The sequence below is a fragment of the Oryzomicrobium sp. genome (assembly GCF_036820405.1).
In the GTDB taxonomy this organism is placed as follows: Bacteria; Pseudomonadota; Gammaproteobacteria; order Burkholderiales; family Rhodocyclaceae; genus Oryzomicrobium.
Genome location: NZ_DAISLS010000019.1, coordinates 1 through 18,456 on the forward strand (window position 1 = coordinate 1; position 18,456 = coordinate 18,456).

Consider the following 18,456-nt stretch of genomic DNA (forward strand, 5'->3'; position numbering starts at 1 on the left):
GTTCGAGGATGCTCAAAAAGCTTAAGCCGGTGTCAGCCGAACCGGCAGCAGCCCAATTCATCCAAGCTGACGCTGCCCCGCGGCGCGGCTTAATTCCGGGCGCCGCCGCTGTTCCTCTGTGCCCTACCCGCACTTCTTGTCATCCTCATGCGCGCCGCCATCAACCGTGCGAGCAAACCCAGACATAGCTAACAATCCAGCCCAAACATCGGCCTTGGCTTCCTCTGCACGCCTCACGCGGAAGTCTGCTTACTTCGCTCGCTAGGCAATGAAACCGCTACTCATACTGACCACCTGCGCCACCGCCTTCGTCTGGGCTACCGGCCACACACTGCCCAGCGTCGTGGCGTCCCACTTCGACATCGGCGGTCATGCCAATAGCTTCATGCCACGGGATGCTTATGTATGGCTCATGCTGGCGCTGGTCGTCGCCATGCCCTTGGTCACCGCCGTCATTCCGCATTGGGCGCTGCGCAATCCGGGTATTCGCATCAACATCCCCAATCGCAGGTACTGGCTGGCGCCGGAACGGCGGGCTGCGACCATCGACTACCTCGCCCGGCAGTCGGTGCGCTTTTCCATCTTGCTCCTGGCTTTTCTTTGCTACGTGCATTGGCTCGTGATTCAGGCCAACCAGGCGGTGCCGCTCCTATTGCCTGTGCCGTACTTCATTGCCGGTCTGGTCGTGTTTCTAAGTGCCACGCTGGCGTGGCTCGTTGCCTTGACCAGGCACTTTCGCAAGGCCCCGCGCTAACGCGCCGAAACCGCTGTTTTTTACCCTTGCGTCGGCATCGACGCCCATAACGTTGAAGCCGGCAGGGAGAGGCATGGTCCTGACGCACCACCCCACCTCGCTCATTGAGCCTCAGCGTCGCCCGCCGCCACCCGATCCGGGGACTATGGGCAGCCACCCGGACTAAACAAAAACCGCCAGGCAACGCTGGCGGTTTTTGTTTAGTCCGGGACCGGCGCCGGCATCACACTGACGACTTGGCTTCCGCCGCTGGCTGTATTGCGCCGGCGACATTGGGCAGGTTGCCCGTGCCATCGGCAGTAGCCTCCACCGCCGGGGGCTGGGTTGTTTTCGGGGCGTCGCCCTGATCCTGCTTGGCCAACAGCTTTTCCTTGATCCGTCTGGCGATCTCGCCTTCCATAGCCTGGCGCTTCTCCGGGGGCATGGCGGCCAGATCGTCCTCGGTGACGCCCATTTCCTTGAGCACGGCGTCGCGCAGGTGCTCCATCGGGGTCTTCTTCATGTAGTCGTTGAATTCGGCCAGGGCCGCGTCATGGGCGGCCTTGGTGGCCTCCGCCTTGCCGGCCTGCTTGGCCGAGGCTTCGGCGGCCGAGCCGGCGGCGACCTGCCCGGTGATGGTCGGGGAACCGCCGCTGGCTTGCTGGGCCCGCGCCAGGAGCGACTGGAAGTCGCTGCCGCCCGTGGCCGTCGACGTGCTGCGCCACGCACTCGCCTGGCTGCTGTCGGATACGTTGCCGATTTTCATGGGAAAGCTCCAAAACTTGACGGTTATACTCACAGCAATCCCCGTGCCACATCTGCACGCGCTTACTTGACCGGTATTTCCGGGCTTTTCAAGCCTTTTCCAACCATTCCCAGCCATCTCCCGGCGGCATCGGCGCTCCGGATGCGGCCTGGAGCGGCAAGACGGGCCGCTTCCGCAGCAAATATTGCCGCCGCCCCCGGCCCCAATCCTGCCGCCCTTCGGATTTGCCGCGGCGTGCCTGTAAAATCGAGCCCTTCCGCCACCCACCAGGGACTCCCGCGTTGGCTCCCATGTTGACTCCCGTATCCGGCCCATCCCGGCCTCTCCGCCTTGCCATCAACGGTTACGGCCGCATCGGCCGCTGCTTCCTGCGCGCCCTGCACGAGCGCGGCCTGGCCGATCAGCTCCAGGTGGTGGCGATCAACGAACCCGCCAATGCGGACAGCATTGCCTACCTGACCCGCTTCGATTCCACCCACGGGCGCTTTCCCGCCCCGGTGGAACTGGGCGACGAAACCCTGGTGGTGGATGGCCAGCCCATCGCCCTCACCCACGCCACCACGCCCGAGGCGGTGGATTGGCGCAGCCTGAAGATCGACCTGCTGGTGGAATGCTCGGGCCAGTACAGCAACCGGGCCGGACTGGCGCGCTTCCTGTCCGCCGGCTGCCCCCGGGTGCTGCTCTCCCACCCGGCCAACAGTGCCGCCGACGTGGACGCCACGGTGGTCTACGGCCTCAACCACGGCCGCCTCGCCGGCAACGAGCGGCTGATCTCCAACGCCTCGTGCACCACCAACGCGGTGGTGCCGGTGCTGGAGTTGCTGCACCGGGAACTGGGCCTGGAACAGGTGCTGCTCACCACCCTGCACTCGGTGATGAACGACCAGCCCCTGGCCGACGGCTATCACCACACCGACCTGCGCCGCACCCGCTCGGCCATGCAGTCGATGATCCCCGTTTCCACCGGCCTGGCCCGGGGCGTGGAGCGGCTGCTGCCGGCCCTGGCCGGCCGGGTGCTGGCCAAGGCGATCCGGGTGCCCACCCTCAACGTCTCGGCCATCGACCTCACCGTCACCCTGGCCCGGGACGCCACCCCGGCCCTGGTCAACGACCTGCTACGCCAGGCGTCCGAAGGCCCGTGGCGGGGCGTACTGGCCACCTCGGGCGATCCCCACGCCTCCATCGACTTCAACCACGATCCCCATTCGGCCATCGTGGACACCAGCCAGACCCGGGCCGGCGGCCCCCGGCTGATCAACCTGTTCGTCTGGTTCGACAACGAATGGGGATTCAGCAACCGGCTGCTCGACACCGCCGTGGCCCTGACCGACGCCAAGTAATACAATCCGGCTGCAAAAAACCAACGCCGCCGGCCGCCCACCAAGGAACGCCGGCCAACCCTCAGGAGGGGAAACATGACGTCTGCACTGCGCAACATCGCACTGCTCGCCGGCCTGGCCGTGCTCGGCGCCGGCTGCGCCGGCAAGGCCGCCAAACCCGAGGACGGCGCGCAGCCGGCCACCGATGCCACCGCCACCACCACGGCGGCAGCCCCCGCCCAGGCGTTGCCGCCCTGCCCCGCCCCTGCCAAGGCCCCGGCGAAGAAGGGCAAGACCAGCAAATCCAAGGCCGCCACCACGCCGCCGCCCACCGACTGCACCCCGACCGACGGCAGCACCGCCGCCCCGGCCGCTGCAACCGCCGCCGCGCCGGCGGCCAAGAGCACCGATGCCTCCCCCGCCCCCGCCGGCAAGGACGGCCCGGGCATGAAGAACGGCTACGTGGTCGATTCGTCCAAGGTCGAATCCGGCTACGGCCAGAAGGTGAAAGGCATCAACGACTGGGAAGGCGAAATCACCGGCCGCCCCGCCGCCGGCAGCAAGTTCACCTCGCTCAAGATCGGCATGTCGATGGCCCAGGTCACCAACCAGATCGGCCAGCCCACCGACCAGGGCGCCTACATCACCGGCAAAGCCTGGATTCCCTTCTACTTCGGCAGCGACCGGCACCGCTACGAACTGGTCTACAAGGGCCAGGGCCGGCTGATCTTCGCCGGCGGCGCCGGCTTCAGCGGCGACTGGGGCTCCGGCCACCTGATCTGGGTCATCCACAACAGCGGCGAGGGTTGTTGCCGCTGAGCCCCCTACGACGGCACGACGCCCCAGCGCCGTGCCGTTTTCATTTCCCTTTCTCCCTTTCCACGGTTTCCGCCATGCAATTCAAGAAACTCACCGACCTCGACCTCGCCGGCAAGCGCGTCTTCATCCGCGCCGACCTGAACGTTCCCCAGGACGACACCGGCCGCATCACCGACGACACCCGCATCCGCGCATCGGTGCCGGCCATCAAGCTGGCCCTGGAAAAGGGCGCCGCCGTCATGGTCACCTCCCACCTGGGGCGCCCCACCGAGGGCGAGATGAAGCCCGACGACACCCTGGCCCCCATCGCCCACCGCCTGGCCGAGCTGCTCGACCGCAAGGTGGCCCTGGTGGACAACTGGGTGGACGGCGGCTTCGAGGTCAAGCCTGGTGAGGTGGTGCTGCTGGAAAACTGCCGGGTGAACAAGGGCGAGAAGAAGAACAACGACGAGCTGGCCCAGAAGATGGCCAAGCTGTGCGACGTGTATGTGAACGACGCCTTCGGCACCGCCCACCGGGCCGAGGCCACCACCCACGGCATGGCCAAGTACGCCCCCGTGGCCTGCGCCGGCCCGCTGCTGGCGGCCGAGCTGGACGCCCTCTCCCGCGCCCTGGAAAACCCCAAGCGCCCCCTGGTGGCCATCGTCGCCGGTTCCAAGGTGTCCACCAAGCTGACCATCCTAAAGTCCCTGGCCGAGAAGGTGGACCAGCTGATCGTCGGCGGCGGCATCGCCAACACCTTCATGGTCGCCAACGACCTGCCCATCGGCCAGTCCCTGGCCGAGCTGGACCTGGTGGACGAAGCCCGCAACATCATGGATATCATGGATAAGCGCGGCGCCTCGGTGCCCATCCCCGAAGACGTGGTGGTGGCCAACGAACTCTCCGCCCACGCCCGCGGCAACCGGGTGGATGCCCAGGACGTGGCCCCGGACGACATGATCCTGGACATCGGCCCCAAGACCTCGGCCAAGCTGGCCGGCATCATCGCCCACGCCGGCACCATCGTCTGGAACGGCCCGGTGGGCGTGTTCGAATTCGATCAGTTCGGCGGCGGCACCAAGATGCTGGCGGCGGCCATCGCCCACTCCCCGGCCTTCTCCATCGCCGGTGGCGGCGACACCCTGGCGGCCATCTCCAAGTACGGCATCGAGAAGCAGATCGACTACATCTCCACCGGCGGCGGCGCCTTCCTGGAATTCCTCGAAGGCAAGAAGCTGCCCGCCGTGGAAGTGCTGGAACAGCGCGCCAACGGTTGAGCCAGAGCTTCATCCGCGCCCCCTCGGGGCGCAAAGGCAAACGGCCCGGGAAATTTCCCGGGCCGTTTGCTTTTCATTCCCGCCGCCGCATCGGCGAGGGAGTTCTCCGCGGCGCCGTCAACGTGCCTTCAGCGCGCCCACTCCCGCCCGAAGGCGTACTTGAGCAGGGCGGCAGTGCCTTCGATGCCCACCTTGCGCTTGATGTTGAGACGGTGGGTTTCCACGGTGCGTACGCTCATGCCCAGGGCGCTGGCGATGCGCTTGTTGTTGAGCCCCTCGGCGATCAGGGCCAGCACTTCCTTCTCCCGATGGGTCAGCAGGGGGCCGGCGGGGTGGCCGCTACCGGCCACCGGGTCCACCCCCGCCGAGTAGTAACAGCCCCCGGCCTGCACCGCGTCGATGGCGGCAAAGATCTCGTCGGAGGGAGCGTCCTTGAGCACGTAGCCCCGGGCCCCGGCACGCATGGCCTCGGCCACGTACTCCGGGTTGTCGTACATGGTCAGCACCACCAGCCGGGTCGGCACTTCCTGGCGGCGCAGCCGGGCGATCAGGTCGATGCCGCTCTCGCCGCGCATACCGATGTCCACCAGGGCCAGGTCGGGCCGCTCGGCCAAAATCAGCTGCTCGGCAGCCACCGCATCCCCGGCCTCGCCCACCACCCGCAGGTGGGGCGAGGCTTCCAGGCAGGCCCGCACGCCATCCCGCACCAGGGGATGGTCGTCGACGATCACCACGCGGACCGTGGCCGGTTGTTCGCTCATGCTGTGTTTCCTTCAACCAAAAAAGGGATGGGCGTCGGCGGGAACGAACACGCTCACCACCGTGCCCCGTTCGTCGGATTCGATCGACAGGGTGCCGCGCAGGGCGGCCAACCGCTCGCGCATGTTGCGCAGACCGATGCCGCTGCGCGGGTGCCGCTCCACCTCGGCCACGTCGAAGCCCTGGCCGTCGTCGCTGATCGTCAGGCGCAGCCCCAGGGCGTCCTGGGTGGTCTCGATGCCCACCGAGGCGGCGCCGGCGTGGCGCTCCACGTTGGACAAGGCCTCCTGGGCGACGCGAAACAAGGCGGTGGCCACCGCCTCGGGCAGCTCGCCACCTCCGCCCCGGTGGGACACGGAAACCGCCAGGCCGGTTCGGTCGGCGAAGTCCCGGCCCAGGTGGTCCAGGGCGGCGGCCAGACCCAGGTCGTCGAGCAGCGCCGGGCGCAGGGCGTGGGAGATACGCCGCACCTCGCCGAGGATTTCATTCAGCCGGGCGATGCCCCGCTCCAGCAGGGGCACCGCCTCGCCGGCCCGCTCCGGCCCCTGGGCGAGGCGGCCCCGCGCCGATTCGACGAAGAACTTCACCGATACCAGCATCTGGCTCACCCCGTCGTGCAGTTCCCGGGACAGGCGGGCCCGCTCCTCTTCCTGGGACGACACCACCTGGCGGGCCAGGGCGCGCAGCTTGACGTCGGCCAGGCGGTGCTCGCTGATGTTGAGCGCCAAGCCGGCCACGGCCACCAGCAGGGCCGCCACCACGGCGATGGCCGCCACCACTTGCAGGTTGGTCTCGATCTGCCGCGCCGATTCGGTGTGGATGCGTTGCAGGGCCTCGTCCACGTCGTCCAGGTAGATGCCGGTGCCCACCATCCAGCCCCAGCGTTCCAGCAGGATCACGTAGCCCAGCTTCTGCTCCATGCGGTGGGTGGTGGGCCGCTCCCACAGGTAGGGTTCGTAACCGCCGCCCCCCTTGGCCCGGGCGAGCAGGCGCTGGATGGTGGGGGTGCCGTTGGGATCGCGCAACTCCCACAGGTTGCGCCCCACCAGTTCGGGCTGGCGCGGGTGCATCAGGTTGTTGCCGCTCAGGTCGTACACGAAGAAATAGCCGTCCACGCCGAAGGCCAGGTGGGACAGCACGTCCTTCACCTGCTGCTGGGCGGCCGCATCGTTGCGGCCGCTGTCGTAGATCGGGGCGATGGCCGCCCGGGCCAGCTCCATGTAGTGCTTGAGCTCGGCCTCCTTCATGGCATTGAGCACCGGAGCCACGGCGGCCCCTTCTTCCCGCGCCAGGGCCTCGCCCTGCTGGCGGATCGCCAGGGCGATGGCGATGCAGGCCACCACCAGGGGAACCACCGCCAACAGCAGGATCTTGCGCCGCAAGCGCCCTTCGGCGCCGGGATAGCCGGCCTCGCCACTACGTGGTAGCACGTAGTCGCCCTGCGTAGTAGCTCGGATTTTTTCCATCCCCCGCTCCTCTTACATTTCGCTAACCGGTCGCCATTGCGCTCGGGCTGCAAGTTTACCGCCCGCCTACCGGCATGGCGGTGTGTCGTTTCCATACAAAGGAAGAACGAGGAGATCCATGAAAACCATCCAGCGCCATCTCGGCTGGGCGGCGGTTGCGCTTCTGGGCGCAGCCGCATTCGGTGTCGTCGCCCTGCATCGCGGCGAGACCATCAACGCCCTATGGCTCGTCATCGCCGCCGTCTGTACCTACCTCATCGCCTACCGCTACTACAGCCTGTACATCGCCGACCGGGTCATGGAGCTCGACCCGACCCGGATGACCCCGGCGGTGCGCCACAACGACGGCCTGGACTACGTGCCGACCAACAAGTACGTGCTGTTCGGCCACCACTTCGCCGCCATCGCCGGCGCCGGCCCCCTGGTGGGTCCGGTGCTCGCCGCCCAGATGGGCTACCTGCCGGGCATGCTGTGGATTCTCGCCGGGGTGGTCTTCGCCGGCGCGGTGCAGGACTTCATGGTGCTGTTCATCTCCACCCGCCGCGACGGCCGCTCCCTGGGCGACCTGGTCAAGTCGGAGTTGGGGGTAGCCCCGGGCGTGATCGCCCTGTTCGGCACCTTCATGATCATGGTGATCATCCTGGCGGTGCTGGCCCTGATCGTGGTCAAGGCCCTGGCCGGCTCCCCCTGGGGCACTTTCACCGTCGCCGCCACCATCCCCATCGCCCTGCTGATGGGCGTCTACACCCGCTACCTGCGCCCGGGCCGCATCGGTGAAATGTCGGTGATCGGCTTCGTGCTGCTGATGGCCTCCATCGTCTACGGCGGCGACATCGCCACCAGCCCGGTGTGGGGTCCCCTGTTCACCTTCGACGGCAAGCAGCTGACCTGGATGCTGATCGGCTACGGCTTCGTCGCCTCGGTGCTGCCGGTGTGGCTGCTGCTGGCCCCCCGGGATTACCTGTCCACCTTCCTCAAGATCGGCACCATCATCGGCCTGGCCATCGGCATCGCCGTCGTGGCCCCCAATCTGCAGATGCCGGCCCTGACCAAGTTCATCGACGGCTCCGGCCCGGTGTGGGCGGGCAGCCTGTTCCCCTTCCTCTTCATCACCATCGCCTGCGGCGCCGTCTCCGGCTTCCACGCCCTGATTTCCTCGGGCACCACGCCGAAGCTCCTCGACAACGAGAAGAACGCCCGCTTCATCGGCTACGGCGGCATGCTCATGGAGTCCTTCGTCGCCATCATGGCCCTGGTGGCCGCCTCGGTGATCGAGCCCGGCATCTACTTCGCCATGAACAGCCCCCTGGCCGTGCTCGGCAGCACCGCCCAGGACGCGGCCCAGGTGATCTCCCAGTGGGGCTTCTCCGTCACCCCGGACATGCTGCTGCAAACCGCCAAGGACGTGGGTGAGCAGACCATCATCTCCCGTGCCGGCGGTGCCCCGACCCTGGCCGTGGGCATGGCCCACATCCTCTCCAGCGTGCTCGGCGGCAAGACCATGATGGCCTTCTGGTACCACTTCGCCATCCTGTTCGAAGCCCTGTTCATCCTCACCGCCGTGGACGCCGGCACCCGGGCCGGCCGCTTCATGCTGCAAGACCTGATGGGCACCTTCGTGCCCTCGATGAAGCGCATGGACTCGATCCCCGCCAGCCTGATCGCCACCGCCCTGTGCGTGGCCGCCTGGGGCTACTTCCTGTACCAGGGCGTGGTCGATCCCCTCGGCGGCATCAACACCCTGTGGCCCCTGTTCGGCATCGCCAACCAGATGCTGGCCGGCGTGGCCCTGATGCTGGCTACCGTGGTGCTGTTCAAGATGAAGCGCCAGCGCTTCGCCTGGGTGACCATCGTGCCGACCATCTGGCTGCTGCTGTGTACCCTCACCGCCGGCTGGCAGAAGGTGTTCCACGAGAACCCCAAGATCGGCTTCCTCGCCGCGGCCAACAAGTACCGCGCCGCCATGGAGCAGGGCCAGCTGCTGGCCCCGGCCAAGACCATGGAACAAATGCACCAGATCGTGCTCAACAACTATATCGATGCGGGCATGGCCGCCCTGTTCCTGTTCCTGGTGGTGAGCATCCTGCTCTTTGCCGTGCCGGCCTGCCGCAAGGCCCTGGACAAGCCCAGCCGCACCGACAAGGAAACCCCCTTCGAGCTGATGCCCGAAGGCGTCCGCGTCTAAGGAAGAAGGAAGGCACACCGTGTTCTCTGACCTCGCCCGCGTCGGCAAGTATCTCGGCCAGGCCGCCCGCCTGATGGTGGGCGTGCCCGACTACGACGCCTACGTGCAGCACATGCGCCTGACCCATCCGGAGCAGACGCCCATGAGCTACGAGGAATTCTTCCGCGAGCGCCAGGAAGCCCGCTACGGCGGTGCCGACGGGCGCCCCGGGCGCTGCTGCTGAACGCCCGGGCGGAACCATCCCGACCCTCCCGCCGGCCGGCCGACCTCGCGTCGCGCCGGCCGGTTTTTCGTTGGACGACCATGACCCGACAATCTTCCCAACCCCTGCCGCCGATTCCGGTGACCATCCTCACCGGCTTCCTCGGCGCCGGCAAAACCACCCTGCTCAACCGCCTCATCGCCGCCGCCGGCGACACCCGCATCGCCGTGGTGGAAAACGAGTTCGGCGCTGTCGGCATTGACGGCGGCCTGATCGAGGCCGCCGGCCGCCCCGACATCACAGTGATCGAGCTGGCCAACGGCTGCGTCTGTTGCAGCGTGCGCGGCGAAATGAGCCGGGCCCTGGCCGACCTGGCCGACCGGCGCGATGCCGGCGCCCTGGCCTTCGACCGGCTGGTGCTGGAAACCACCGGCCTGGCCGACCCGGCTCCGGTGGCCCAGGCCTTCTTCGTGGACGAAGGCGTGCGCGAGCGCTACGTGCTCGACGGCATCCTCACCCTGGTGGATGCGGTGCACGCCCCCGCCCAGCTCGACGAGCAACGGGTGGCCGCCGCCCAGGTGGGCTTCGCCGACCGGCTGCTGCTGACCAAGACCGACCTGGTGGACGAGGCCCGGGTGGCAGCCCTGACCGAGCGGCTGCGCCGCATCAACGCCCGCGCGCCCATCGCCCCGCCCCCGGCGGACACCAGCGTGGCCGCCCTGCTCAACCTCAACGCCTTCCACCTGGACGACGTGCTGGAAGTCGACCCCGGTTTCCTCACCGGCCACCACCCCCAGGGCCTGGCCCGCAGCGGCATCGCCACTGCCGGGGAGCACACCCGCTCCTGGGACGACGACGTCTCATCCCTGGTGCTGCACCACCCCGGCGAGGTGGACGTGGCGCGCATCGGCGCCTACGTGGAAGGGCTGCTGGAGGCCAACGGCAACGACATGCTGCGCTACAAGGGCGTGCTGGCCGTGCGCGGCAACCCGCAGCGCCTGGTCTTCCAGGGCGTGCACCGCATCACCGGCTTCGACTACGGCCGCCCCTGGGGCGAGGGCGAAACCCGGGAGAGCCGCATCGTCATCATCGGCCGCCGCCTGGACGCCGCCGCCATCGAGGCCGGCTTCCAAGCGGCGTGCCAGTGAGGCGCGCCGCCGGCCCACTCCCGTCACCGGCTCCGTAGCGCTGAAAACGGCCAGGCCTCCACCCGGGAGGCCTGGCCAGTAGTCCAGGGTGGCCCACGAGCCGCCCTGTCGTTTGTCTTGCCGGTTGCGCTCAGTGCTGCGAACCGCGCCTACCCCTGCGCCGCCTCGGCAACGAAAATCTCCACCCGGCGGTTCTTCGCCCGGCCGGCGGCGGTGCCGTTGTCGGCTACCGGCTCCCGGGCGCCCCGGCCGTCGATGCTGATGCGGTTCATCGCCACGCCCCGCTCCACCAGGTAGTCCCGGGTGGAGCTGGCCCGGTTCACCGACAGGGGCTGGTTGATCGCGTCCGACCCGGTGTTGTCGGTATGGCCGACGATGCGCACCGTGGTCACCGGGTTCTGGTTCAGGGTGGTGGCGAAGCGATCCAGGATCGGCCGCATGTTCGGCTTGACCACGTAGCTGCCGGTGTCGAAGGAAATGTCGCTGGGAATGTCGAGCTTCAACTGGTTATCGGCGGTCTGGCTGACCTTCACCCCGGTGCCCTGGGTGGCCTGCTCCATGGCCGCCTTCTGCTCCTGCATGTGCCGCGACCACAGGTAGCCGCCCCCCGCCCCCAGGGCGCCGCCGATCACCGCTCCGGTGGCCGCGCCGCGCCCGCCGTGGGTCGCGCCGCCCACCACCGCCCCGGCCAGGGCCCCGATGGCCGCCCCGGTCCCGGTGGTGCGCTGGGTTTCGCTCATGTCGGCACAACCGCCCAGGCCGCCGACCCCGATCACCACAGCCGCAAGCGCGGCGCCGATCCTGTTCATGTTCCCGCCTCCGTTGAGGGTTGGTGAACATTCACTATAGCCAAACCCGGCACCACGGCATTGCCGCTATGGGCGCGATATTCCGCCACCCGGGCAAAATCTGGGCGGCACAGCCCTCACAGCCACTTCGCCCGCTTGAAGCGGTAGTACAGGTAGCCGCAGGTGGCCGCGATCAGGCCCAGGGCCATGGGGTAGCCGAATTCCCAGTCCAGTTCGGGCATGGCCTTGAAGTTCATGCCCCAGATGCCGGCGAAGGCGGTGGCCACGGCGAAGATACCGGCCCAGGCGGCCAGCTTCTTGTTCACCTCGTTTTCTTCGATGGCGACCATGGACAGGTTGACCTGCATGGCGGTGCCGATGGTGTCCCGGCAGGCGTCAAGGGAGGCGTTGATGCGGGCCAGGTGGTCGATCACGTCGCGGAAGTAGTGCTGGCTGCGAGCGCAGACCTCGGGCACCCGGCCGCCGGTGAGCTTGCCGGCGGCTTCCAGCAGGGGCGTCACGGCGTGGCGCAGCTCGGTGACTTTGCGCTTCAGTTCGTACAGCCGCTCGATGTTGGAACGGGCGGCGCCCTTGGCGAAGATGTGCTCCTCGACGATTTCCAGCTCCGCCTCCAATTCGCTCAACACCGGGAAGTAGCGATCGACCACTGCGTCCATCAGGGCGTAGAAGACGAAACCCGAGCCGTCCTTGAGGCGCTGCGGCTCCCGCTCGCAGCGGCCGCGCACGCCGAGGAAGTCGTGGCTGCTGCGGTTGCGCACCGAGAGCACGTAGTTGTGGCCGACGAAGACGTCCACCTCGCCGCAGTTCAGTTCCCCGTCCTGCATCTCGACCAGCTGCATGACGGCGAACAGGGAATCGCCGTATTCCTCCACCTTGGGCCGCTGGTGGCCGTGCAGGGCGTCTTCCACGGCCAGTTCGTGGAGATGGAACTCCTGGCGCATTTCCTCCAGCTCGTCCCGGGTGGCGTCGCGCAGGGCGACCCAGACGAAACAGCCGGGGATGGCCAGGTAATCGCTGATTTCGGCGATGGTGATGTCGGCGAGTTTCTTGCCTTCTTGGTAGGCGGCACAGTTGATGAGCATGGCGGTGCGTAGGGTGCCCGGCGGAGCGGACGTGGCAGGGTTCGCGGGAGACGCCGTCGCCGGCGCGCTAGAATCCTCACCATAACCACAGAACGGAGGACCGTCCATGCCCCGCCATACCAAGATCGTCGCCACCCTCGGCCCCGCCTCCAGCGATGCCGACACCCTGACCCGCATGATCGCCGCCGGGGTGGACGTGGTGCGGCTCAATTTTTCCCACGGCAAGGCCGAGGACCACGTCGCCCGGGTCAAGGCCGTGCGCACCGCCGCCGAGCAGGTGGGCCGCCCGGTGGGCATCCTGGCCGACCTGCAAGGGCCGAAGATTCGCGTCGGCAAGTTCGCCGAGGGCAAGGTGACCCTGGCCAAGGGCCAGGCCTTCATCCTCGACGCGGCCTGCAACCTGGGCAATGACGAGCGTGTCGGCCTCGATTACAAGGACCTGCCCAAGGACGTGTCCGCCGGCTCGGTGCTGCTGCTCGACGACGGCCGCATCGTCCTTGACGTGGTGCGGGTGGCCGGGCCGGAAATCCACTGTACGGTGCGCCACGGCGGCGAGCTGTCCAACAACAAGGGCATCAACCGCCAGGGCGGCGGCCTGTCCGCCCCGGCCCTGACCGCCAAGGACATGGAGGATTTGAAGATCGCCGCCCAGCTGGGCGTCGATTTCCTTGCCGTGTCCTTCCCCAAGAGCGCCGCCGACATGTACATGGCCCGCCAGCTGATGCGCGCCGCCGGCGGCCGGGCCCTGCTGATCGCCAAGATCGAGCGCACCGAGGCGGTGGAGAACCTGGCCGAGGTGCTCGATGCCTCCGACGGGGTGATGGTGGCCCGGGGCGACCTGGCGGTGGAAGTGGGCGACGCCGCCGTGCCAGCCTTGCAGAAGAAGATGATCCGCATGGCCCGGGAGAAGAACAAGGTGGCGATCACCGCCACCCAGATGATGGAATCCATGATCCACTCGCCGGTGCCGACCCGGGCCGAAGTGTCCGACGTGGCCAACGCCGTGCTCGACGGCACCGACGCGGTGATGCTGTCGGCCGAGACCGCCTCGGGCCATTACCCGGTGGAAACGGTGGAGGCCATGGTGCGGGTGTGCGTCGAGGCCGAGCGCTCGGCCGAGGTCACCCTGGACCGGGAATTCCTCGACCGGATATTCACCCGCATCGACCAGTCGGTGGCCATGGCCGCCATCTGGACCGCCCACCACCTCAAGGTGAAGGCCATCGCCGCCCTGTCCCAGTCTGGCTCCACCGCCCTGTGGATGAGCCGGCTCAACTGCGGCGTGCCGGTCTATGCCCTCACCCCCGAAGCCTCTGCCGTGGGGCGCATGACCCTCTACCGGGAAGTCTGTCCCCTGCTCATGGGCGAGCAGCACACCGACCGGGAACTGCTGCTGGCCGACGCCGAGCAGCTGCTGCTGGCCAAGGGCGTGGTGGAAAAGGGCGACCTGATCGTGCTCACCATCGGCGAACCGATCGGCACCCCGGGCGGCACCAACACCATGAAGATCGTGCGGGTCGGCGACCATCAGCTGCAAACCGGCTGACCCACACCGCCAAACCCCAAGCAGGACGGACATCTCCGCGATGCCTCCACCAAACCCCGCGCCCCTGGCCGATCTTGAGGCATGCCTCGTGAAGATCGGCCAGGGGCGCGGGGTTTCATCAATGGGGTGCGGAATGCAGCCGCCCGCCCCCGGGTTCAGCGGAACACGCCCAGCACCTTGAGCAGGGCCACCAGCACCACCGCCCCCAGCACGCCGAAGGCCAGGCCGGCCAGGGAGAAGGCCCCGGCCGTCTCGGCGGCGCCGATGCCGATCACGTCGCCGAACAGCCAGCGCCCCAGGGCCGAGCCGACCACCCCCACCAGGACGTTGGCGATGATGCCCTGCTGGGCATCGGTATTCATGACGCGGCTGGCGACCCAGCCGATCAGGCCGCCCACCAGCAGCGTGACGATCCAGCCCATGGCGCTCTCCTCTGCACGTTGTCATTCACAGCCGTTGGAGTGCGGCGACGGCGGAACGTTTCCGCCACCGGACTGACGGCCCCGCCCCCGCACCTGGCCTTGCCGGCTTTGCTAGAATCGCCATCGCCCGGTCCGCCGGGCAGCCACCACGCCTTCCAGGTGCCCGCAAGGGAGAATCGGGAACGCGGTGCGCCCCGCCCTGCCGGCGGGGCAATTCCGCGACGTGCCCAACGCTGTGAGGGGGACCGCCGACGCACACGCCACTGGCCACCGGGATCGCACCCTTCAGCGATCCGGGCCGGGAAGGCGCGCCGGCGGGACGATCCCGAGTCAGAAGACCGGCCAGGAAGGATTCGACGGACCGCACGGCCAGGCGGGCCCGCCACCGTTCTTCACAAGGGGACTCCATGAAGATCGAACCCATCGGCACGACCGCCGGCCATCCTTTCGCCGCACCAGCCACTCCCGCCCCGGCCGCCCCCGGCCACCAGCCGGACCCGGACTTCACCGCCGAAGCCCGGGAAGCCCTGTACCACACCATCTTTTCGCGCCGCGACGTGCGCGGCCAGTTCCTCCCCGACCCGGTGCCGGACGAGGTGCTGTCGCGCCTGCTCACCGCCGCCCACTTCGCCCCCTCGGTTGGCTTCATGCAGCCGTGGAGCTTCATCGTGGTCAAGGACCCGGCCACCAAGGCGGCGGTCCACGGCGCCTTCGACGAGGCCAACCGGGAGGCGGCGGAAATGTTCGAGCAGCACCGCCAGGGCCTCTACCGCTCGCTCAAGCTCGAAGGCATCCAGGAGGCGCCGATCAACCTGTGCATCACCTGCGACCGGGACCGGGCCGGCCCGGTGGTGATCGGCCGCACCCACCTCAAGGTGATGGACATCTACAGCGCCGTCTGCGCCGTGCAGAACCTGTGGCTGGCGGCCCGGGCCGAAGGCCTCGGGGTCGGCTGGGTGTCGATCTTCCACCAGGCGCGGCTGAAGGAAATCCTGGATATTCCCGAGCGGGTGATTCCCATCGCCTACCTGTGCATCGGCCGGGTCAGCCACTTCTACGCCAAGCCGGAACTGGAATCCGCCGGCTGGCGCTCCCGCCTGCCCCTGGAAACCCTGGTCCACGCCGAACGCTTCGGCGCCCCGGTGCCCGAGGCCCTGGTGCCCCACCTGCAAGCCGACCAGGCCCGGGCGGCCCGGGAACGCAAGCTCTGACCCCCCGCCATCGCGGCCCGTAGGCCGGGCTCCGGGAGCGCAAGGAAACGGGGTAAAATGCCCGCCTTCGCCCCCGGGGCCTTTTGCTATTTAGGAAGACCACCATGCCTCTCGTTTCGATGCGCCAACTCCTCGACCACGCTGCCGAGAATGGCTATGGCCTGCCCGCGTTCAACGTGAACAACATGGAGCAGGTCTGGGCCATCATGGAAGCCGCCAACGAGGTGAACGCCCCGGTGATCATGCAGGCTTCCGCCGGCGCCCGGAAGTACGCCGGCGAGCCGTTCCTGCGCCACCAGATCCTCGCCGCCCTGGAAGCCTATCCCCACATTCCCGTGGTGATGCACCAGGACCACGGCCAGTCCCCCGCCGTGTGCATGGCCGCCATCCGCTCCGGCTTCTCCTCGGTGATGATGGACGGCTCCCTGGAAGAGGACGGCAAGTCCGTCGCCTCCTTCGAATACAACGTGGCCGTGACCAAGAAGGTCACCGAACTGGCCCACGCCATCGGCGTGTCGGTGGAAGGCGAACTGGGCGTGCTCGGTTCCCTGGAAACCATGAAGGGCGATAAGGAAGACGGCCACGGCGCCGAGGGCACCATGACCCGCGACCAGCTGCTGACCGACCCGGACCAGGCCGCCGACTTCGTCAAGCAGACCAACTGCGACGCCCTGGCCATCGCCATCGGCACCAGCCACGGCGCCTATAAGTTCACCAAGAAGCCCACCGGCGACATCCTGGCCATCGACCGCATCGCCGAGATCCACGCCCGCATCCCCAACACCCACCTGGTGATGCACGGCTCCTCCTCCGTCCCCCAGGAGCTGCTGGAAGAAATCCGCCAGTTCGGCGGCGACATGAAGGAAACCTACGGCGTGCCCGTGGAAGAGATCGTCAAGGGCATCAAGCACGGCGTGCGCAAGGTGAACATCGACACCGACATCCGCCTGGCCATGACCGGCGCGGTGCGCCGCTACCTGGTGGAAAATCCCGCCAAGTTCGACCCCCGCGACTTCCTCAAGCCCGCCCGGGAAGCGGCCAAGAAGATCTGCGTGGCCCGCTACCAGGCTTTCGGCTGTGAGGGCCAGGCGAGCAAGATCGTGCCCGTGTCCCTGGACAAGATGGCCGAGCGCTACAAGAAGGGCGAACTGAACCAGATCGTCCGTTAAGCGTTCACCAGGCTCGCGCCTGCTCCGCACCAGGACGGCATCGCCACGGCGATGCCGTCTTGCTTGCAAGCCCCCCTGTCGCACGGGTTGCGCCCGGAGCAAAATCGCCTGAACCGGCATTCTTGTCAGCCGCCGCCCCGGCTGGCAAAGTCGACCGCCACTCTCGCCCCCACCCGCGCCCCCACCCTTTAGCCCATCCCTATGCCCGCCTTCCGCGAACACCCGCTGCGCCAGCGCCTCAACGACGAGGTCCATTCCCGGCCGCCCATGGCGCTGTCCGGGGCGGAATGGATCAGCTACCTGGCGGTGCTCCACGACGGCGGCGACGCCGCCACCGAGGAAGCCCACCTGCACCAGCTGTGCGGCGCCCTGGGCACCCAGCTGTGCCCGGTGATCCAGGGCGACCACTGGATGATGGAAGCCGGCGACCTGCGCCTGAAGTGGGAGCGGCACAACGAATTTTCCAGCTACACCTTCTTCCGCCGCCGCCAGCCCGGCGATCCCCTGTACACCTCGGCTCTGTCGGCCCTGCCGGGGGACTGGCTGGCGGGCATCCCGGGCACGGTGATGGTGGCCACCCACATCGAGCTGCGCCCCGCCGCCGACATGGCGCCGGAAGCGGTGCTGGCCGACCTGGCCCAGCGCGGCGACGCGGTGGTGGCGACCCAGGTGGCCGACAACGCTGCCTGGGTGTATTCCGACTTTCAGTTGCACGACGGCTATTCCCGCTTCCTGGTCCTCGACGACCACCTGACCCACCGCCAGGCCGGGCGCACCGTGCAGCGCCTGCTGGAGATCGAGACCTACCGGATGATGGCCCTGCTGGCCTTTCCGGTAGCCAAGGAGGTGGGCCGCTTCCTGGCCCGGGCCGAGGGCGAGCTGGCCGACCTGATGGACCGCATGGGCGAGGCGCGCAGCACCGAGGACGAGCGCGGCCTGCTCACCCGCCTGACCCGTCTGGCGGCGGAGGTGGAGCGCTCGGTGACCCGCACCGCCTTCCGCTTCGGCGCCGCCGAGGCGTATTACACCCTGGTACAGCAACGCATCCGCGACCTGCGCGAACAGCGCGTCCCCGGCTTTCCGCCGATCCAGGAATTCATGGAGCGCCGCCTGGCCCCGGCCATCAGCACCTGCCTGTCGGTGGCGCGGCGCCAGACCGAGCTGTCCACCCGCATCGCGCGCAAGAGCGCCCTCTTGCGTACCCGGGTGGACATCGAACTGGAGCGCCAGAACCAGGAACTGCTGACCCAGATGAACCGGCGCGCCAAGCTGCAACTGCGCCTCCAGGAAACCGTGGAAGGCCTGTCGGTGGTGGCCATCACCTACTACGCTTCCCAACTGGTGACCTACGTCTACAAGGGGCTCAAGCCCGTGACCGGCGGCCCCTCCTACGAGGCCATCACCGCCATCGCCGTGCCGGTCATCGGCGCCCTGGTGGCGGTCAGCATCCGCCGCATGCGCAAAGCCCTGGCCGCCGAGGAAGAAGGCCTGCACTGAGCCGTACCGCTTCCTGCCCCTGCTTTTAGCCCTTTCCCCTTTTCATTCCGTCACTTTCAGGAAA

General features: G+C 68.1%; 17 protein-coding genes and 1 riboswitch. Of the genes, 11 read left to right on the plus strand and 6 right to left on the minus strand.

Going from position 1 to position 18,456, the window contains the following annotated elements; all coding sequences use genetic code 11:
* The first annotated feature begins 268 nt into the window (after window positions 1-268).
* Entirely contained in the window at window positions 269-754 is a 486-nt protein-coding gene (locus tag V7Z98_RS16790) for a DUF1648 domain-containing protein (RefSeq protein ID WP_334159213.1), read from the plus strand.
* Between the two features lie 223 nt (window positions 755-977).
* Here V7Z98_RS16790 and V7Z98_RS16795 read toward each other — a convergent pair whose 3' ends face one another.
* Window positions 978-1,499, minus strand: a complete 522-nt coding sequence (locus V7Z98_RS16795) for a hypothetical protein (RefSeq protein ID WP_334159215.1) — start codon at window positions 1,497-1,499, stop codon at window positions 978-980.
* A 290-nt stretch (window positions 1,500-1,789) separates the two neighbouring features.
* Here V7Z98_RS16795 and V7Z98_RS16800 point away from each other — a divergent pair, with 290 nt between their 5' ends.
* The 3 genes from V7Z98_RS16800 (at window position 1,790) to V7Z98_RS16810 (ending at window position 4,896) form a co-directional block, all read left to right on the plus strand.
* Window positions 1,790-2,839 carry a type I glyceraldehyde-3-phosphate dehydrogenase gene (locus V7Z98_RS16800; protein WP_334159216.1) on the plus strand — a complete coding sequence of 350 codons (1,050 nt, stop codon included), beginning with the start codon at window positions 1,790-1,792 and terminating at the stop codon, window positions 2,837-2,839.
* Window positions 2,840-2,914: 75 nt separating this feature from the next.
* Window positions 2,915-3,637 (plus strand): hypothetical protein, encoded by a 723-nt coding sequence (locus V7Z98_RS16805; protein ID WP_334159218.1) that lies wholly within the window; start codon window positions 2,915-2,917, stop codon window positions 3,635-3,637.
* 74 nt (window positions 3,638-3,711) lie between these two features.
* Window positions 3,712-4,896 (plus strand): phosphoglycerate kinase, encoded by a 1,185-nt coding sequence (locus V7Z98_RS16810; protein WP_293266073.1) that lies wholly within the window; start codon window positions 3,712-3,714, stop codon window positions 4,894-4,896.
* A gap of 128 nt (window positions 4,897-5,024) precedes the next feature.
* Here V7Z98_RS16810 and V7Z98_RS16815 read toward each other — a convergent pair whose 3' ends face one another.
* A complete protein-coding gene (locus V7Z98_RS16815; RefSeq protein WP_334159221.1) occupies window positions 5,025-5,657 on the minus strand; it encodes a response regulator transcription factor in 633 nt (210 codons plus the stop codon).
* A 12-nt stretch (window positions 5,658-5,669) separates the two neighbouring features.
* Entirely contained in the window at window positions 5,670-7,121 is a 1,452-nt protein-coding gene (locus V7Z98_RS16820) for a cache domain-containing protein (RefSeq protein WP_293266069.1), read from the minus strand.
* 118 nt (window positions 7,122-7,239) lie between these two features.
* Between V7Z98_RS16820 and V7Z98_RS16825 the strand changes: the two genes are divergently transcribed.
* From V7Z98_RS16825 to V7Z98_RS16835, 3 genes are all read left to right on the plus strand, one after another.
* Window positions 7,240-9,306 (plus strand): carbon starvation CstA family protein, encoded by a 2,067-nt coding sequence (locus V7Z98_RS16825; protein ID WP_334159223.1) that lies wholly within the window; start codon window positions 7,240-7,242, stop codon window positions 9,304-9,306.
* Window positions 9,307-9,325: 19 nt separating this feature from the next.
* Window positions 9,326-9,529: a YbdD/YjiX family protein gene (locus tag V7Z98_RS16830; RefSeq protein ID WP_054622138.1), complete on the plus strand. Its 204-nt coding sequence runs from the start codon at window positions 9,326-9,328 to the stop codon at window positions 9,527-9,529.
* Window positions 9,530-9,609: 80 nt separating this feature from the next.
* Window positions 9,610-10,656 carry a CobW family GTP-binding protein gene (locus V7Z98_RS16835; RefSeq protein WP_334159225.1) on the plus strand — a complete coding sequence of 349 codons (1,047 nt, stop codon included), beginning with the start codon at window positions 9,610-9,612 and terminating at the stop codon, window positions 10,654-10,656.
* A 149-nt stretch (window positions 10,657-10,805) separates the two neighbouring features.
* On the opposite strand, the gene V7Z98_RS16840 is transcribed toward V7Z98_RS16835, so the two are convergent.
* On the minus strand, window positions 10,806-11,465 hold the full coding sequence (locus V7Z98_RS16840; protein ID WP_334159227.1) for an OmpA family protein: 660 nt from the start codon (window positions 11,463-11,465) through the stop codon (window positions 10,806-10,808).
* A 116-nt stretch (window positions 11,466-11,581) separates the two neighbouring features.
* Window positions 11,582-12,547: a magnesium/cobalt transporter CorA gene (corA, locus tag V7Z98_RS16845; RefSeq protein ID WP_293266061.1), complete on the minus strand. Its 966-nt coding sequence runs from the start codon at window positions 12,545-12,547 to the stop codon at window positions 11,582-11,584.
* Window positions 12,548-12,653: 106 nt separating this feature from the next.
* On the opposite strand from corA, the gene pyk reads away from it, so the two are divergent.
* Complete coding sequence (gene pyk, locus V7Z98_RS16850) at window positions 12,654-14,093, plus strand: pyruvate kinase (RefSeq protein WP_293266059.1); 1,440 nt, start codon at window positions 12,654-12,656, stop codon at window positions 14,091-14,093.
* A gap of 155 nt (window positions 14,094-14,248) precedes the next feature.
* On the opposite strand, the gene V7Z98_RS16855 is transcribed toward pyk, so the two are convergent.
* On the minus strand, window positions 14,249-14,515 hold the full coding sequence (locus tag V7Z98_RS16855) for a GlsB/YeaQ/YmgE family stress response membrane protein (protein ID WP_293266057.1): 267 nt from the start codon (window positions 14,513-14,515) through the stop codon (window positions 14,249-14,251).
* 140 nt (window positions 14,516-14,655) lie between these two features.
* Window positions 14,656-14,876: riboswitch (cobalamin riboswitch) on the plus strand.
* Window positions 14,877-14,922: 46 nt separating this feature from the next.
* Here V7Z98_RS16855 and bluB point away from each other — a divergent pair.
* The 3 genes from bluB (at window position 14,923) to V7Z98_RS16870 (ending at window position 18,392) form a co-directional block, all read left to right on the plus strand.
* A complete protein-coding gene (bluB, locus tag V7Z98_RS16860; protein WP_334159229.1) occupies window positions 14,923-15,726 on the plus strand; it encodes a 5,6-dimethylbenzimidazole synthase in 804 nt (267 codons plus the stop codon).
* 104 nt (window positions 15,727-15,830) lie between these two features.
* Window positions 15,831-16,895 (plus strand): class II fructose-bisphosphate aldolase, encoded by a 1,065-nt coding sequence (fba, locus tag V7Z98_RS16865; protein WP_054622132.1) that lies wholly within the window; start codon window positions 15,831-15,833, stop codon window positions 16,893-16,895.
* 201 nt (window positions 16,896-17,096) lie between these two features.
* Entirely contained in the window at window positions 17,097-18,392 is a 1,296-nt protein-coding gene (locus tag V7Z98_RS16870; RefSeq protein WP_293266052.1) for a DUF3422 family protein, read from the plus strand.
* The last annotated feature ends 64 nt before the right edge of the window (window positions 18,393-18,456 follow it).

Bases quoted from the DNA above. Each gene is read 5' to 3' on its own strand.
- V7Z98_RS16790 (WP_334159213.1), top strand. From the start codon at position 269: ATGAAACCGCTACTCATACTGACCACCTGCGCCACCGCCTTCGTCTGG.
- V7Z98_RS16795 (WP_334159215.1), bottom strand. From the start codon at position 1,499: ATGAAAATCGGCAACGTATCCGACAGCAGCCAGGCGAGTGCGTGGCGC.
- V7Z98_RS16800 (WP_334159216.1), top strand. From the start codon at position 1,790: ATGTTGACTCCCGTATCCGGCCCATCCCGGCCTCTCCGCCTTGCCATC.
- V7Z98_RS16805 (WP_334159218.1), top strand. From the start codon at position 2,915: ATGACGTCTGCACTGCGCAACATCGCACTGCTCGCCGGCCTGGCCGTG.
- V7Z98_RS16810 (WP_293266073.1), top strand. From the start codon at position 3,712: ATGCAATTCAAGAAACTCACCGACCTCGACCTCGCCGGCAAGCGCGTC.
- V7Z98_RS16815 (WP_334159221.1), bottom strand. From the start codon at position 5,657: ATGAGCGAACAACCGGCCACGGTCCGCGTGGTGATCGTCGACGACCAT.
- V7Z98_RS16820 (WP_293266069.1), bottom strand. From the start codon at position 7,121: ATGGAAAAAATCCGAGCTACTACGCAGGGCGACTACGTGCTACCACGT.
- V7Z98_RS16825 (WP_334159223.1), top strand. From the start codon at position 7,240: ATGAAAACCATCCAGCGCCATCTCGGCTGGGCGGCGGTTGCGCTTCTG.
- V7Z98_RS16835 (WP_334159225.1), top strand. From the start codon at position 9,610: ATGACCCGACAATCTTCCCAACCCCTGCCGCCGATTCCGGTGACCATC.
- V7Z98_RS16840 (WP_334159227.1), bottom strand. From the start codon at position 11,465: ATGAACAGGATCGGCGCCGCGCTTGCGGCTGTGGTGATCGGGGTCGGC.
- corA (WP_293266061.1), bottom strand. From the start codon at position 12,547: ATGCTCATCAACTGTGCCGCCTACCAAGAAGGCAAGAAACTCGCCGAC.
- pyk (WP_293266059.1), top strand. From the start codon at position 12,654: ATGCCCCGCCATACCAAGATCGTCGCCACCCTCGGCCCCGCCTCCAGC.
- V7Z98_RS16855 (WP_293266057.1), bottom strand. From the start codon at position 14,515: ATGGGCTGGATCGTCACGCTGCTGGTGGGCGGCCTGATCGGCTGGGTC.
- bluB (WP_334159229.1), top strand. From the start codon at position 14,923: ATGAAGATCGAACCCATCGGCACGACCGCCGGCCATCCTTTCGCCGCA.
- fba (WP_054622132.1), top strand. From the start codon at position 15,831: ATGCCTCTCGTTTCGATGCGCCAACTCCTCGACCACGCTGCCGAGAAT.
- V7Z98_RS16870 (WP_293266052.1), top strand. From the start codon at position 17,097: ATGCCCGCCTTCCGCGAACACCCGCTGCGCCAGCGCCTCAACGACGAG.